Genomic DNA, 15,601 nt, shown 5'->3' with positions numbered 1-15,601 from the left:
TCTACCAGCGGATCTTCTGCCGGAGTCCGGTCAGTCCCCGACCATGATCGTCGTGAGGATCGCGGTGAGGTGGCCCGGGTCGCGCACCCCGCACAGTTCGCGCGCCGAGTGCATCGACAGGCCCGGCACCCCGACATCCACCGTGGTGACACCGAGACGGGCCGCCGTGAGCGGGCCGATCGACGTACCGCAGGGCATCGCGTTGTTGGAGACGAACGGCTGCCAGGGAGCCCCGGCCCGCTCGGCCGCCGCCGTGAACATCGCGATGCCGGTGGAGTCGGTGGCGTACCGCTGGTTGACGTTCACCTTGACCGTGGGGCCGCCGTTGGGCAGCGGGCGGTGGTCGGGGTCGTGCCGCTCGGAGTAGTTCGGGTGCACCGCGTGCGCCATGTCGGCGGAGACGCAGAACGCGCCCGCCAGCGCCCGCGACCAGTCCTCGTCGCTGCCGCCGCGCGCGGCCACCGAGCGGGACAGGATCCGCTCCAGCATCGGGCTCTGCGCACCCGTCTCGGAGCCGCTGCCGACCTCCTCGTGGTCGAAGGCGGCCAGCACCGGGATGAACGCCGGCTGCGTGGCGCCCGTCGCCGCGTCCACCAGCGCGGTCACCCCGGCGTGCACCGAGACCTGGTTGTCCAGCCGGGACGCGACCACGAACTCCCGGTCCACGCCCAGGTATCCGGGCGGCTGGATGTCGTGGAGCATCAGGTCCCAGCCGAGCACGTCCGCCGGGTCCTCGCCGGCCGCCGCCGCGACCCGGCGCAGCAGTTCGCCCTCCCGGGGCTCGCCCAGCGCCCAGATGGGTGCGATGTGCCGCTGCCGGTCCAGCGCCACGCCCTCGTTGACCGATCGGTCCAGATGGATGGCCAACTGCGGTACACGCAAGAGGGGTTCGTCGATCTGGACGAGGCGGTTGCGCGGCACACCGTCGGGGCCGCGCAGGGCGAGCCGGCCGGAGATGCCGAGGTCGCGGTCGAGCCAGGTGTTGAGCGGCACCCCGCCGTAGATCTCCACCCCGATCTGCCGCCACCCCGAAGTCCCGGTGTCCGGCGAGGGTTTGATCCGCAGGTTCGGCGAGTCGGTGTGGGTGCCGACGATCCGGAACGGGGTGTGGGCGGCCGCGCCCTCGGGGACGTACCAGGCGATCAGCGCCCCGGCACGGCTGACGAACAGGCCGCCGGTCGCGCCGGTCCAGTCGTCCGTGCCGCGCAGTTCACGGAATCCGGCCTTCTCCAGACGTTGGGCGGCACTGGCCACCACGTGGTACGGAGAAGGGCTCGCGGAGATGAAGGAGAGCAGGTCGTCGGTGTGGCTGCGGTGGGGGGCCGGAGTCATACGGCGTCCGCCTTTCCGGTGTTCGGCAGTGGCTGAGAGGGGCGCTCCGCGAGGAGTTCGCGCACCGGCCGGTCGGGCCGGGCGCAGAACTCCGCGAGCAGGTCGGTGTACGACGCGAGCAGGTTGTGGGCGGTCGTGTGGTCCCACAGGTCGGTGGAGAATTCCAGGAACGTTCGATAACCCTTCGCGGCGTCCCGGCGCGGCGCAAGCCCGAAGCACAGCTCGCTGCGGGAAAGCGGCGGTGCCAGATCGGCCACCTCGACCCGCAGCCCGGGGATCTCGATGTCCGTGTCGACGGAGTTCTGGAAGGCCAGGACGTGCGGCACCCGGTCGGGGACGCTGACAGCGCCCGCGTCCCGCATCGCCTGCATGATGCGGGCCGTGGGCAGCACATGCGCCATGGCGCCGAGCGCACCCGCGCCCGTACGCACCGCGAGCTCCGCGCACGTCTCCGCAAGATTGGCTGAATCCAGTCGTACGCGGACCATCACCGCTGTGGACGTCATGGCCACCAGCGACTCCGACGCGGTGCCCTCGCGGTTGGCGTACGGGACGCTCAGCAAGGTGTCCTCCTCGCCCGACAGCCGGGTCAGGAACACCCCGAGCGCGGCCGCCGCGACGGCGAACGGCGTGGTGTGCCGATCGGCGGCGAGCTTCTCCACCGCCGCCCGCACCTCGCCCGACGCGACCCCGCGCACCGTGTCCCCGCGCCCGCTCAGCTGCTGCGGACGCGGCCGGTCCGTCGGTACGGGGACGGCGGCCGGCACCCCGTCCAGATAGCGGGCGCAGAACGCGGCCCGTTCCTCCTCGGTCCCGGGTTCGTGGTGCTCCCGCTGCCACCGGGCGTACCCGGGCGCCTGCATCGCCGGGTCGGGCAGACCGTGCGGGACGCCCGCGGCGGCCGCCGTGTACAGCGCGGCGATCTCCGCGAGCAGCAAGGACAGCGACCAGCCGTCGGCGCACACGTGGTGCAGGACGAACATCAGCTGCCAGCGGTCCTCCTCGACCCGCAGCAGCCGCAGCCGGGGCATCAGGGGCCGCCCCAGCTCGAAGGGGGCCGCCGCGTCCGCCCGGCACAGGGTGTCCGCCCGGGGCCGCCGCTCACCGGGGGGCAGCGTCGTCAGGTCCTCCACCGGCAGCCGCACCGGCTCCGCCGCCACCACCTCCTGCCACCAGGGCCCGTTCGGCGCGTCCCCCTGGACGAACCGGGTCCGCAGCGCGTCGTGCCGGGCGATCACCCCGGACACGGCGGACCGCAGGGCCGCCGGATCCAGCGCCCCGGTGAACGTGATCCGCGTGGGGATGTTCCAGACGGCGGGGTCGGGCATGGCGTGGTGCCCGGCGATCATGCGGGCCTGCTGGTCGCTGACGGGGGCGCGGTCGACGACGGGGGGCTCCTCGGCCGCTGCCGCCCTCGCCGTGCCGGGTCCTTCGTCACCCGCCAGTTGTTCGGTCATCGCCCGCAGGGTGGCATCTGCGAAGAAGTCCGCCATGGGGTAGTCGACGCCGAGGGTGTCCCGGACCCGGTTCACGAGGCGGATCGCGGCGATCGAATTGCCGCCCAGGTCGAAGAAGTTGCTGTCGTCGGGGAAGCCGCGCACGCCGAGGACGGACTCCCAGTCCGCGCGGACGAGAGCGGCGGTGTCCCGGGTGGCCCCCTCGTCCGGGGTGGCCTCCTCGTCCGGGGCCGCGGCCTCCCTGCCCGGCGCGGCCTCCTCGTCCGGGGTGGCCCCCTCGTCCGGTACGGCTGCCATCGCGTCCAGCTGTGCGTCCAGCTCCGTCAGATACCCGTCCGCCGTCGCCGCGTCGAACAGGTCCGCGTCGTAACGCAGCCGCAGCCGCAGGCCCCCCTCCGGGGTGTGGGAGGCCATCAGCGCCAGCTCCAGCGGCGCCGACTCCGTCCCGGCCGCCACGGCCTCCGCCCGCAGCCCGGGCAGGTCGATTCCGGCCAGCGCCGCGCGGTCCAGATCGACCGAAACCGTCATCAGCGGCCGGGGGTTCCCCGGATCCGGGTGGACGGCGGCGACCAGCGCGTCCAGGTCCACCCCGCTGTGCTCCTCCGCCGCGAACAACGCCCGGCCGGTGGCCCGTACGGCCTCCGGCAGGGGGGTGGCGTCCGTCGCGGAGAGCGGTAGCGGCAGCAGGGCCACATGGAAGCCCACCGTGTCCGCCGTCGAAGGCCGTCGCCGCCCGAACGTCGTGCCCAGCAGGAACGCGTCCTGCCCCGACCTCCGCCGCAGCACCGACTGCCAGGCCGTGCACAGCGTGGCGAACAGGGTCACGCCCTGCTGCCCGCTCCACTCCCGCAGCAGGTCCGCCCGCTCCCGGCCCACGGTCCGGGCCACCGCCCCGCCGCGCCCCGCCACCCGGCGCCCGCGCGGCCGGTCCGTCGGCAGGGCCAGCACCGGGGGCTTCTCGCCCAGCAGCTCGCGCCACCAGGCCAGGTCGGCCGGGTCGTGCGGCGGCTCGGGGGCCCCGACGGTCGTCCCGGCGGGCCGCGCGAAGACCGGCGGGCGTCCGGCGCGGGCCGCCGCGTACAGCTCCCGGAGGTCCCCGGCGAGCAGCGCGGCCGAGTGCGCGTCCGTGATGATGTGGTGCATCCCGAGGACCAGGACGTGGTCGTCCTCGGCCAGCCGGAGCAGCCGGGGCGTGAACAGCGGCCCCCCGGCCAGGTCGTAGGCGCGGTGGCTCTCCTCGGAGAGCAGCTCCCGCACCGCCTCGTCCGGGTCCTTCCCCCGGGCGTCCGACACCGCCAACGGGATGCGGAGCCCTTCCCTGACGACCTGGACGACGCCCGCCTCGTCCTCGCCCCGGAACACCGTCCGCAGCCCCGCGTGCCGCTCGACGAGGCCGTCGACCGCCGCCCGCAGCGCGACCACGTCCAGCGGGCCGCGCAGCCGTACGGCCTGGGTCTCGTTGTACGCCGCCGGGTTCTCCAGCAACTGCGCGGCCAGCCACAGCCGCCGCTGGGCGGAGGTGGCGGGCGCGACGGTCTCCCGGCCACGGGCGACCTGGGTGTCCGGGTGGTCTTCGACGTCCGCGGCGTCCTGCGCTCGGCCGTCCCGGGCCCGGCCGAGCCGCTCCCGCGTCCGGCGGCGCAGGACATCCAGCCGGTCGAGCCCCGACCGCAGCCGCTCCCGGTCCATCCCGAAGTCGACCAGCGCGGCGATCTCGTCCACCCCGGCCCCGTGCAGCGCGGCCACGAACGGGGCGACGCTGTCCGGCGTACCGATCAGGGCCCGCCGGTCGCAGTAGCGGTCGTAGGCCCGGCGGAACAGGTAGTCCAGGTCCTCCTCGCTCGCCGCCGCCACGTCCTCGTGCCGCTGCCCGGCCGCCGTCGCCGCCGAGCGCATCAGCAGCGAGGACCGCAGGTAGCGCACCATCGGCTCCAGCGCTTCGGCCCGGGCGGTGGCGTGGTCGTCGCCGAGGTACGTGTGCGCCAGCACCGTCACCCGCCCGGCGTCCGGGTCGAGCCCGCACGCCGCCCGCGTACGCCGGTACAGCGCGATGTTCGCCGCCAGCTCCTCCACGGTCTGGCTCATCAGGTTGGTGACGATCCCGAGACCGCGCTGGGCCGCCTCCTCGTACGAGGCCCGCTGCCCGGAGGTCGCCAGGAAGAACGGCGGTTCCTCCTGCACCGGACGCGGCCGGATCCGGATCTCCGCCTCCGCGCCCTCGCCCGTGCGCCGCCGCACCGCCTCCCCGCGCCACAGCCGGCGCACCTCGTCGAGGTGGTCGAAGGCGATCCGCCGCCGGTCCGCGAACCGGTCCGGGTGCAGGGCGAAGTCCCGGGCGTGCCACCCGGTGGCGCAGCCGATGCCGACCCGCCCGCCGGAGAGGTTGTCGACCACCGACCACTCCTCGGCGACCCGCACCGGATCGTGCAGTGGCAGGACCACCGAGCCCGCGTTGATCCGGATGCGCTCGGTCTGCCCGGCCAGGGCGGAGGCGAGCACGGAGGGGTTCGGGAAGAGCCCGCCGAAGGAGTCGAAGTGCCGTTCGGGCAGCCAGACGGAGGAGAACCCGTGCGCGTCGGCGAATCGCACGGTCTCGAAGAGCGCGTCGTACGCCTCCGGAGGGCCGGTCCTGTCGGCCTCGGCGGATTCTCCGGTCTCCGGCTCCGGGTAGTCCCCGAAGAAGTAGACGCCGAAGTCGGGTGCGGGGCGCGGGACGTCGACCGGCTTCACCGCCGCGGCCGGGCGGGGAGCGGACCGGGGGAAGAACCCGCCGTCGCGCAGCTCGCGCAGCGACCCCTCCACGGCCTCGGCGACCCGGTTCACGTCCTCCTCCGTGTGGGCGGTCGAGAGGTAGAAGCTGCGCCACTCCCACACGTACACACCGCGCAGTTGCAGGTGGTGGTAGAGCAACTCCAGGTCGGCACGGTGCCTGAAGCGGAACATCGACCCGAAGTGCGCCAGCTCCAACGGGAATTCCTCGTCGCGGAAGAAGGCGTTCAGCCGGTCCGCGAGCGCCTGCGTGCGGGCGTTCAGCCCGCTCTGGAGCGCGGGCCCCCGCTCGGTGAGATGGGTGAGCACCGCGCGGGCCGCCGCCATCGACAGCGGGTGCTGCATGTACGTACCGCCGATGAACGTCGTCTCGCGCGTGGGCCCGCCGGGCTCCCCGTACCGCCAGAACCCGCCGTCCACCCCGTCGAGCAGATCCGCCCGCCCGGCCACCGCGCCGATCGGGAAGCCCGCGCCGAGCGCCTTGCCGTACGTGGCGAGGTCCGGCACCACCCCGAAGTGGTCCTGCGCGCCGCGCTGGTGGGGCCGCAGCCCGGTCAGCATCTCGTCGAAGAGCAGCACGATCCCCCGGCGCGCGGTCAGTTCCCGCAGCGACCGCACGAACTGCACAGGGCGCAGGCCCGGGTTGCGGCACTGTACGGGCTCCACGAGCACGGCCGCGATCGTGTCCCCGAGGGCGTCGATCGTCTCCAGGGACTCCTGCTCCCCGTACTCCAGCACGATCAGCTCCGCCACCGCACTGTCCGGGATGCCCCGGGAGACGGGCACCGCGTGCTGCCCCGGGCCGCCGGGGCGGCCGAGGACGGAGTCGATGTGCCCGTGGTACGAGCCCCGGAACATGACGACCTTGTCGCGGCCGGTCGCGGCCCGGGCCAGCCGGATCGCCGCCGAGTTCGCCTCCGTACCGGACGAGGCGAACGCGACCCGCTCCAGACCGGTCAGCGAGGCGAGGAGGGCCGCCGCCTCGCCGGTGTCGGGGGAGCGGGGGCCGAAGCGCAGCCCGTCGGCGAGGTGGTGGCGCACGGCCTCGGTGACCGGCTCCGCCTCATGGCCCAGCAGCAGCGCGCCGAAGCCCATGGTGATGTCGGTGTACGCGTTGCCGTCGACGTCGACCAGCCGCGCGCCGTGCGCCGAGCGGGCGGCGACCGGATACAGCATCTCCTTGGTGGCGTCCCGGAACCCCACGACGGCCCTGCTGTCGGCCAGCACCGAACGGTGTCGCTGGGCCAGCTCCTTGGAGGTGCGGGTACGTTCGGTGAACCGCCGGATCAGCGACGCGGTGTGGGCCCGCTGGGCCTCGTCGGCCCCTGCCCCGGCCATGCCGCCCGCCGCGTCCACGACGAGCCGGGGGCCGTGCGCGCTCGCCTCGGCGGGCCTCTCCTGTGCCGGGGCCTTATCCGAGGTGGCCGCCGCGAGCTGCGCGCGGGCCGCCGCGATCCGGTCCGTGAGCGCGCGTGACAGCTCCGCCGCCCGGGCCACGGCCTCGGCAGATCCGGTTGTCGCCGCACTCATCGGGCGTCCGTCCCGTTGGCGCGGGCCGTCAGCAGGGCGACGGCCTCGGAGAGCTGGGTGAGCATCGCCGTCTGGGTGTCGGCCAGTTGACGTATCTGCTCGGACAGGGCGGCGACCTCGGCCCGGGTGGCGTACCCGGGCCCGTCGGCCACGGGTGCCGCCACCGCTGCGGTCCTCGCGGTCTCAGCGGTCTCCGCGTTCTCCGGGGCGTCCGCGGCCACCGGAACCGGCACGGTCGCGGGCGCCGTCCGCCCGGCTATCAGCGCCGCCGTCAGCCGGGGCGTGCCCGCCTCCTCCAGGACCTCCCGCATGCTGATCTCCGTGCCGAACTCCGCCTCCAACTGCCGCAACATCCCGATGAGCTGGAGCGAGTCGGCGCCGAGCCCGACGAACGTGCGGTCGGCGGAGACCTCCTCGGACCGGTGGCCGAGATGGCGCGCGGTCAGCTCCAGCACCCTTTCCAGTACGGCCTGTTCGGTCATGCGGTCCTCCGTGGAGCGTGGGGATGGGTGAGCGTACGGTGCGGGGCCCCGCCAGTGGGAGCGCCGCCGGAAGGGGTACGAGGGCAGCCGGACGCGCCGGCCGCCGCAGCCGTCGAGCAGCGCCGCCCAGTCCACCGCGGACCCGGCGCAGTGCAGCGCGGCCACCGCCCGCTCCCAGTCGCGCGTCGGTACGCAGACCGCGTCCGGCAGCGCCCGGCGGACCAGGCCCGTCAGCACGGCGGACGGGCCCAGCTCCAGCAGGAGCGGGGACGCGGCCAGCTCCCCGAGCACGGCGGCGAAGTCGGCCGTGCGGCGGGCCTGCGCGACCAGGTACGCCGCGTCCGGCCGCCATCCGGCGGGGCGGACCGTGCCGTCGATCCCGTCGACGAACTCCGTGTGCAGCGGGCGCGGTTCCGTCTTCTCCGCCAGCAGCCGGAACTCCTCCAGCGCCGGGTCGAGCAGCGCCGTGTGGAACGCCCGGTCCACCGCCAGCACCTCGTACGCCTCACCGCGCCCCGCCAGCAGCTTCCGCGCCGCGTCCACCGTCTCCGGGGAGCCGCCCAGCACGTGGTGCGTGGTGCCGTTGACCACGGCGAGCTCAAGACCGGGGACGGCCGCCAGCAGCTCCCGCACCCGGGCCCGGGGGACGAACGCGGAGACCATCGCACCCGGGGCGGACCGCTCCCGCATCAGCCGCCCGCGCCCGCAGACCAGCCGCATCGCGTCCTCGGTGTCCAGCGCCCCGGCCACGCAGAGCGCCGCGTACGCGCCGACGCTGTGCCCGGCGACCCGGGCCGGGGTGACCCCGAGCCGCTCCCACAGCCGGGCCTGGGCGAGCTGGAGGGCGAAGAGGGCGGGCTGCGCGAAGGCGGTGTCCCACTGCTTGGGACCGCGCCCGCCGACGATCCGGTCGAGGAAGTCGTCCCGCCCGGTCTCCTCCGCGTACACCTGGGCGCAGGACTCCAGCACCTCGGCCACCACCGGGAAGCGCGCGGCGAGTCCGGCGCCCATGCCCGGGTGGCCGCCGCCCTGCCCGCTGAACAGGAACACCGGCGCCGGATCACGTACGCCGTCGGCGACCCCGGTCGTGTACGCCTCGCCCGCCGGGGCCCCGGACAGGAAGGCCGTCAGCCCGGCCACCGGGTCCGCGGCCGTGACCACCAGCCGGTGCGGCAGGAGCCGCCGCCCGAGCGCGGTGGTGGTCAGCAGATCGGCGGGGGAGGGGCGGGCCCCGCCCGTCAGGTGGTCCCGCAGGGCGGTGGCGTACGTCCGCAGCGCGTCCCCGTCGGCGGCCGACAGCGGCAGCAGCGCGGGCACGGGAGCCGTCGCCGGTGCGGCGGAGGCGGGCAGGGGCTCCGGGGCCTGTTCCAGGACCACGTGGGCGTTCGTCCCGCCCATGCCGATGGCGTGCACACCGGCCCGCCGCACCCCCGCCAGCGGCCAGTCCCGCTCCCGTACCGGCAGCAGGAACGGACCGTCGTCCACCGCCAGTGCCGGGTTGGGCCGGGCGAAGTTCACCAGGGGCGGCACGATGCCGTGCCGCAGCACCTCGACCGCCTTGATCAGCCCCGCGAGCCCCGCCGCACTGTCCAGATGGCCGATCGCGGGCTTCGTCGAGCCGAGCGCGCAGAACCCGGTGCGGTCGGTGTGCGCGCGGAACGCCTCGGTCAGGGCGGCGAATTCGATCGGATCGCCCTTCAGCGTGCCCGTACCGTGCGTCTCCAGATAGCCGATCGACGCCGCGTCCACGTCCGCCGCGCGCAGCGCCCCGAGCACCGCGTCCCGCTGCCCGGTGACCCCGGGAGCGGCGAACCCGCCGTGGCGGGAGCGGCCGTCAACCGTCTTGTCCGCGCCGTCGTTGGTGACCGCCGAGCCGAGGATCACCGCGTGCACGGTGTCGCCGTCGGCCAGCGCGCGCTCCAGCGGCTTCAGGAGGACGGCGGCGGCCCCGTTCCCGCCGACCGTGCCGTCCGCGTTCGCGTCGAACGCCCGGACCGTGCCGGTGGGGGAGAGCGTGGAGCCCTTCACCGGGACATGGCCGCTGACCTGCGGCAGATGCAGGGCGGCCGAGCCCACCAGCATCAGGTCCGCGTCCCCGGCGCGCAGCGCCTGGCAGGCCAGGTGCACCGAGACCAGGGCGCTGGAACAGGCCGTGGACACGGTGAGTGCGGGGCCGGTCAGACCGAGCCGGAAGGCGGCCCGGGTGGCGGTGAAGTCGGTGTAGTTGCCGACCTGGACCTGCTTGGCGGTCATCCAGTCGCCCGAGCCGGCCTCGGCCGCGAGGTGGTTCGCCAGATAGCTGTGCAGCGAGTAGAGCCGATAGCCGGAGCTGCCGTACACCCCGATCCGCACGGGACCGGCGCCGCCGCCCGTGTCACGACCTCCGCCGCCCGTGGCACGACCACCGGCGCCCGTGGCACGACTCCCGCCGCCCGGGTCACGACCTCCGGCGCCCGCGTCACGACCTCCGCCACTCGCGTACCGGGTCTCGCCGCCCGCGTACCCCCCGTCCTCCAGCGCGTGGAAGCAGCACTCCAGGAACAGCCGCTGCTGCGGATCGGTGAGCTCCGCCTCCCGCCCGCTCATCCCGAAGAACCCGGCGTCGAAACCGTCCACATCCGCCAGGGGCGCGCTCGCGCCGCCGAACCCCGGCTGCTCGTACTCCGCCGCCGGTACCCCCGCCGCGGCGAACTCGGCCCGGGTGAACCGGCGTACGTGGCTCCTGCCCGCTCGTATGTCGCGCCAGTACGCCTCGGGGGTGTCAGCCCCGGGAAACCTCAGCGCCGTCCCGATCACCGCGATCCGGTCGTCCCTCAACGGCTTGTTCCTTTCGCAGCCCCGCCTGCTCCGCCCCGCCCGCGCGTTCCGTCGGAGCTGTGGTCCCCGCCCGTCGCAGCGCCGTCACCCGCAGCAGGAACACCACGGCGACGACGATGGCGGCGCCGTGGGACCACCCCACCACGGACAGCGGGGAGAACCGGTCGAGGGCCGCCGCCACCAGGATCATGCCGACCCCGAAACCCAGGTTCTCGAACGTGGCCGAAAGACCGAAGGCGTGACCGCGCAAGGTGGCCGGAAGTGTCTGGAGGTGCGAGGTGTACGCGACCTCGGTGAGGCCGTCCGCGGCCCCCGCGACCAGCGCGATCACCGCCGTGACCGCCAGCGGGAACCCGGCGAACGCCGCGATGAACGCCGCCGACATCACCACCGTGCCGTAGCCGAATCCGAGCGCCCCCACCGTCTTGCCGGTGCGCTGGGTGTACCGCTGGATCACCTGCTGGGCGCCGATGTTGCCGAGTGCCCACACGCACCAGAACGCGCTGACGAACACCGCGGGGTTCGATGCGTCCAGCGACGTCGAGTAGATCGGCAGGGCCGCGTTGTGGGACGAGGAACCGAACGCGTCGACCCCGCGCAGGGCCACCATCAGACCGAGACCGGGAGCGGCGGCGAGCGCCAGGAAGGCCACCGGCCGCCACCGCGGCCCGCCCTTCCCGCCGTTCTCGCTCTTCTCCGCCGTCCCGGGCTTCTCCGCCGTCCCGGGCTTCCCGGCCTCCCCGGGCCTTCCGGTGCCGGCTCCCTTGCCGCCCGCGATCGGCAGCAGGGCCACCGTCACCGCGCAGATCACGAACGTCGCCATGTCGAGCAGGAAGGCAGCGGTGTACCCGACGAGGGACACCACCACGCCCGCCGACGCGAACCCCGCCACCATGGCCAGCGAACGGCCGGTGATCGACAGGGAGTTGGCCCAGGCCCTGCGGTCCTCGCCGACCATCTCCGGGATCGAGCTGCGCAACGCCACCATGAACAGCGTCCCGCACGCCCCGATCACCACCGAGACGGTCATCAACGCCCCGGTCACCAGGCTCTCCGGCGCCAGGATGAGCAGCAGCATCACGCCGCCCTGTGCGACATTCGCCCACAGCATGATGCTTTTCGCGCTGAATCGGGCGAGGAGTCCGCCGACGACCAGTCCGGCGACGAATCCGGAGGCCAGCCGCACCGCCATGAACAGCCCCATGGCCAGCGCCCGGCCCGTCGTCTCGTAGACGAAGAGATTGAGCGCGACCATATTCAGGAATGTGCCGTAGGAAGACACCGCGTATCCGGCAACCAGAAATCGAAAACGGCGCTCGGAGACCGCGGTGTCCCGGGGCATTCGAGATCCGTCGTCCGGCTCGTCCGCCGTCGGCCCGTCCGCACTCTCGATTCCGGAAGTCACCCGCTCATACTCGTCGAACGCGGGTGCCGGGCGGGAGACTCCCGATTGCACAAAGGTAATCTGCATGCTTGTGAAGGACGATCATTCCCCCTCACCGGTAGGTGATTGCCGTGAATCACCCTCGGACCGGTCGATACCGGAACAACCCTGCGAGGCGGCGCTCGCGACCTATCGCCGTGCGCTCACGCAGGGCCGCCTCCCGGCCGCCGCCGCACCCCCCTGTCTGCTCTCCCTGCACCTGCTCGTCGCCGACCGGGACTCACCCGGCCGCCTCATCCCCGTACCGCCGGAGACGGCCTCGTACGCCGCGCTCGCCCCGATCGAGGAGGCGATCGTCGAGCAGCGCCGCACCCTGCGCTCCGCCCGCGCCACCCTCGCCGCCTTCGAGGGCCTCTACGCCGAGGTCCACCGGCCCGAACGCCCCGCCCTCACCCGGCTCTCCGGCGAGGCCGTCATCAGCAAGGCCCTGGACGCAGGGGTCAGCGGCTGCCGCGCCGAGGTCCGCACCGCCCACCCCGGCGGCGGCCGCCCCGCCCACGCCCTGGAGCAGTCCCTCCCGCGCGATCTGAGCAACCTGCGGCGCGGCATCCGGCAGCGCACCCTCTATCAGCACACCGTCCGCTCCGACCGCACCACGCTCGCCTACATCGAGCAGGTGACCGCCGAAGGGGCCGAGATCCGGACCCTGCCCGAGGTCATGGACCGGTTCATCGTCTTCGACCGGGACCTCGCCTTCATCCCGTACTCCGACGAGCCGCACACCGCCCTGCGCGTCCGGCACCCGTCGCTGGTCCGCTTCCTGGTCCGCCACTTCGACGAGGCGTGGTCCCGCGCCGTGCCCGTACGCCCCGAACGCGCCCCGGTGCGCACCCCCGTCGTCACCTCCGACCTCCAGCGCGCGATCCTCCAGGCCGTCGTCAACGGCGAGACGGACGCCGCCATCGCCCGCCGGATCGGGATGAGCCGCCGCAGCGTCGCCGAGCACATGCGCAAGGTCTCCGAGCAGCTCGGCAGCAACAGCCGGGCCCAACTCGGCTACCTGGTCGCGACATCGGGCCTGCTGGACGACTGAGCGGCGCGGAGAGGCACGGAGAGGCGCGCGGAGAGACACGGAGAGACGCCGCGGGACGCCGAAGGGGCCCACCCCGCACGGGTGGGCCCCTTCGCACAGGTCATGGGGTCAGGCCAGACCCGGCCCCCGCACCGGAATGCTGGTGAACGTCGGAGCCGGGGCGGGCTCGGTGAAGAAGTCGTTGCCCTTGTCGTCGACGACGATGAACGCGGGGAAGTCCTCGACCTCGATCTTCCAGACCGCCTCCATGCCGAGCTCCTCGTACTCGACGACCTCGACCTTCTTGATGCAGTCCTGGGCGAGCCGGGCCGCCGGGCCGCCGATCGAGCCGAGGTAGAAGCCGCCGTGGGCGCCGCAGGCGTCGGTGACCTGCTTGCTGCGGTTGCCCTTGGCGAGCATCACCTTGGAGCCGCCCGCCGCCTGGAACTGCTCCACGTAACTGTCCATCCGGCCGGCCGTCGTCGGGCCGAAGGAACCGGAGGCGTACCCCTCGGGCGTCTTCGCCGGGCCCGCGTAGTACACCGGGTGGTCCTTGAGGTACTGCGGCATCTCCTCGCCCGCGTCCAGCCGCTCCTTGATCTTGGCGTGCGCGATGTCACGGGCCACGACCAGCGGTCCGGTCAGCGAGAGCCGGGTCTTGACCGGGTACTTCGTCAGCTCGGCCAGCACCTCGTCCATCGGCCGGTTGAGGTCGATCTGCACGACGTCCCCGGCCTCGTCCAGGTGCTCGTCGGTGGTGTCGGGGAGGAAGCGCGCCGGGTCCTTCTCCAACTGCTCCAGGAAGACGCCCTCGGCGGTGATCTTCGCGGTGGCCTGGCGGTCGGCCGAGCAGGAGACGGCGATGGCGACGGGGAGCGAGGCGCCGTGGCGGGGCAGGCGCACCACGCGCACGTCGTGGCAGAAGTACTTGCCGCCGAACTGCGCGCCGATCCCGATCCTCTGCGTCAGCTCGAAGACCTTCTCCTCCAGCTCCTTGTCCCGGAAGCCGTGCCCGGTGGGGGAGCCCTCGGCCGGCAGCTCGTCCAGGTAGTGCGCGGAGGCGTACTTCGCGGTCTTCAGCGCGAACTCCGCCGACGTACCGCCGACCACGATCGCCAGGTGGTACGGCGGGCAGGCCGCGGTCCCCAGCGAACGGATCTTCTCCTCCAGGAACTTCATCATGGAGGCCTCGTTCAGGACGGCCTTGGTCTCCTGGTAGAGGAACGACTTGTTGGCCGAGCCGCCGCCCTTCGCCATGAACAGGAACTTGTACGCGCCGCCGTCGGTGGCGTACAGCTCGATCTGGGCCGGGAGGTTGGAGCCGGTGTTCTTCTCGTCCCACATGGTCAGCGGGGCCATCTGCGAGTAGCGCAGGTTGAGCTTGGTGTACGCGTCGAAGATGCCGTGCGAGAGGGCCTCCTCGTCACCGCCCTCGGTCAGCACGTTCTGCCCGCGCTTGCCCATGACGATCGCCGTCCCGGTGTCCTGGCACATCGGCAGGACGCCCGCGGCGGCGATGTTCGCGTTCTTCAGGAGGTCCAGCGCCACGAACTTGTCGTTGGAGGACGCCTCCGGGTCGTCGACGATCCGCCGCAGCTGCGCCAGGTGGGCCGGGCGCAGATAGTGCGAGATGTCGTGCATCGCCTCGGCGGCCAGCGTGCGCAGGGCCTCCGGCTCGACCTTGAGGAACGTACGGCCGTCGGCCTCGAAGGTGGACACACCCTCGGCGGTCACCAGACGGTACGGCGTGGTGTCCTCCCCCAGGGGGAGCAGATCGGAGTACGCAAACTCTGCCATGACGGCCATTCCTCACTCGGCGACAGCGGCTGACCTCCCTCGGGCAGCGCGTCCACCAGGGTAGAACGCCGCCTTCGCGAGGATCCTGTGAGGTATGGCTCACCTGGACCCGGGCCCGGCGGGGGCACGCCGGGCGGAGGGGTAGTCGCGATCTATCGCGTTTGGGTACGCTGGGCCGGTGGACCTAGAGAAGCAGCCCCAGCAGCCCCGCGAGCCGGCCGTCCCACCGCCCGCCGACGTCCTGAACGGCGACGCCATCCGTGCCTCCGACGCCGACCGCGACCGGATCGCGGACATCCTGCGGGAGGCGATGGCCGAGGGCCGTCTGACGGCGGACGAACATGCCGAGCGGGTGGATCTGGTCTACCGGGCCAAGACCGTCGGCGAACTCCAGCCGCTGGTCCGCGACCTGCCCGCCTCCTCCGGTTCCACCGCGCAGAGCCCCGGTCCGCGCCCGTACAGCTACGGCCCCGAGGCCCCGGAAGGCCCCGCGGACAATCTCGTCGCGGTCTTCAGCAGCTCCGTCCGCAAGGGGCGCTGGCGGGTCGGCGGCCGGACGAACGCCTTCGCGCTCTTCGGCAGCGTGGAGATCGATCTGACGGAAGCGCTTTTCGGCCAACGCTTCACGGTCATCAATGCGACGTCCATCTTCGGCAGCGTCGAGGTCCGCGTCCCGGAGAACATCTCGCTGCGCGGCAACGGAACCGGTGTGTTCGGCGGTTTCGAGGTGAAGTCGCTCGAATCCACCGACCCGGAAGCCCCGGTCGTCGTCGTGAACGGCTATGCCGTGTTCGGGAGTGTGGAGGCGAAGCCGAAGCGGGGAAAGTTCGTCGCGGATCTCCAGAAGCGGCTGCGTAAACACCTCGGCCACTGAATACGCCCGACGGGCGACCCCGCGGTAATCGGCCAGAAAGCCGCAGGGGCGCATTGCGGTGAGTCGCGCGCCGGTGCCACTCAGTGC

Annotated in this window: 7 protein-coding genes; 2 read left to right on the top strand and 5 right to left on the bottom strand. The window is 73.3% G+C overall.

Going from position 1 to position 15,601, the window contains the following annotated elements; all coding sequences use genetic code 11:
* Positions 1-30: 30 nt before the first annotated feature.
* Genes IE145_RS01160 through IE145_RS01145 form a run of 4 tightly spaced genes read right to left on the bottom strand, consistent with a single transcriptional unit; the run spans position 31 to position 11,780 of the window.
* Entirely contained in the window at positions 31-1,332 is a 1,302-nt protein-coding gene (locus IE145_RS01160) for a M18 family aminopeptidase (RefSeq protein WP_189517955.1), read from the bottom strand.
* A complete protein-coding gene (locus IE145_RS01155; protein ID WP_229825176.1) occupies positions 1,329-7,088 on the bottom strand; it encodes a MupA/Atu3671 family FMN-dependent luciferase-like monooxygenase in 5,760 nt (1,919 codons plus the stop codon). The genes IE145_RS01160 and IE145_RS01155 overlap by 4 nt, the downstream gene beginning before the upstream one ends.
* A complete protein-coding gene (locus IE145_RS01150) occupies positions 7,085-10,387 on the bottom strand; it encodes a type I polyketide synthase (protein ID WP_189517953.1) in 3,303 nt (1,100 codons plus the stop codon). The genes IE145_RS01155 and IE145_RS01150 overlap by 4 nt, the downstream gene beginning before the upstream one ends.
* Positions 10,332-11,780 carry an MFS transporter gene (locus IE145_RS01145; protein WP_373296559.1) on the bottom strand — a complete coding sequence of 483 codons (1,449 nt, stop codon included), beginning with the start codon at positions 11,778-11,780 and terminating at the stop codon, positions 10,332-10,334. Before IE145_RS01145 ends, IE145_RS01150 begins: the two co-directional genes overlap by 56 nt.
* 82 nt (positions 11,781-11,862) lie before the next feature.
* Between IE145_RS01145 and IE145_RS01140 the strand changes: the two genes are divergently transcribed.
* Positions 11,863-12,864, top strand: coding sequence for a LuxR C-terminal-related transcriptional regulator (locus IE145_RS01140; RefSeq protein WP_189518579.1), 1,002 nt, complete (start codon positions 11,863-11,865; stop codon positions 12,862-12,864).
* Between the two features lie 108 nt (positions 12,865-12,972).
* Here the strand turns inward: IE145_RS01140 and IE145_RS01135 are convergent, their stop codons facing one another.
* Positions 12,973-14,640, bottom strand: a complete 1,668-nt coding sequence (locus tag IE145_RS01135; protein WP_189517949.1) for a fumarate hydratase — start codon at positions 14,638-14,640, stop codon at positions 12,973-12,975.
* A 178-nt stretch (positions 14,641-14,818) separates the two neighbouring features.
* Between IE145_RS01135 and IE145_RS01130 the strand changes: the two genes are divergently transcribed.
* The gene (locus tag IE145_RS01130) at positions 14,819-15,514 is read left to right on the top strand and encodes a DUF1707 SHOCT-like domain-containing protein (protein ID WP_189517947.1); all 696 of its coding nucleotides are present in this window, start codon (positions 14,819-14,821) and stop codon (positions 15,512-15,514) included.
* Positions 15,515-15,601: the final 87 nt, after the last annotated feature.

Origin of the sequence: Streptomyces sindenensis (assembly GCF_014649035.1) — a bacterium.
Classification (GTDB): domain Bacteria; phylum Actinomycetota; class Actinomycetes; order Streptomycetales; family Streptomycetaceae; genus Streptomyces; species Streptomyces sindenensis.
Note: the sequence above shows the minus strand (reverse complement) of the source record. Positions and strands in the feature narration are given on the sequence as shown.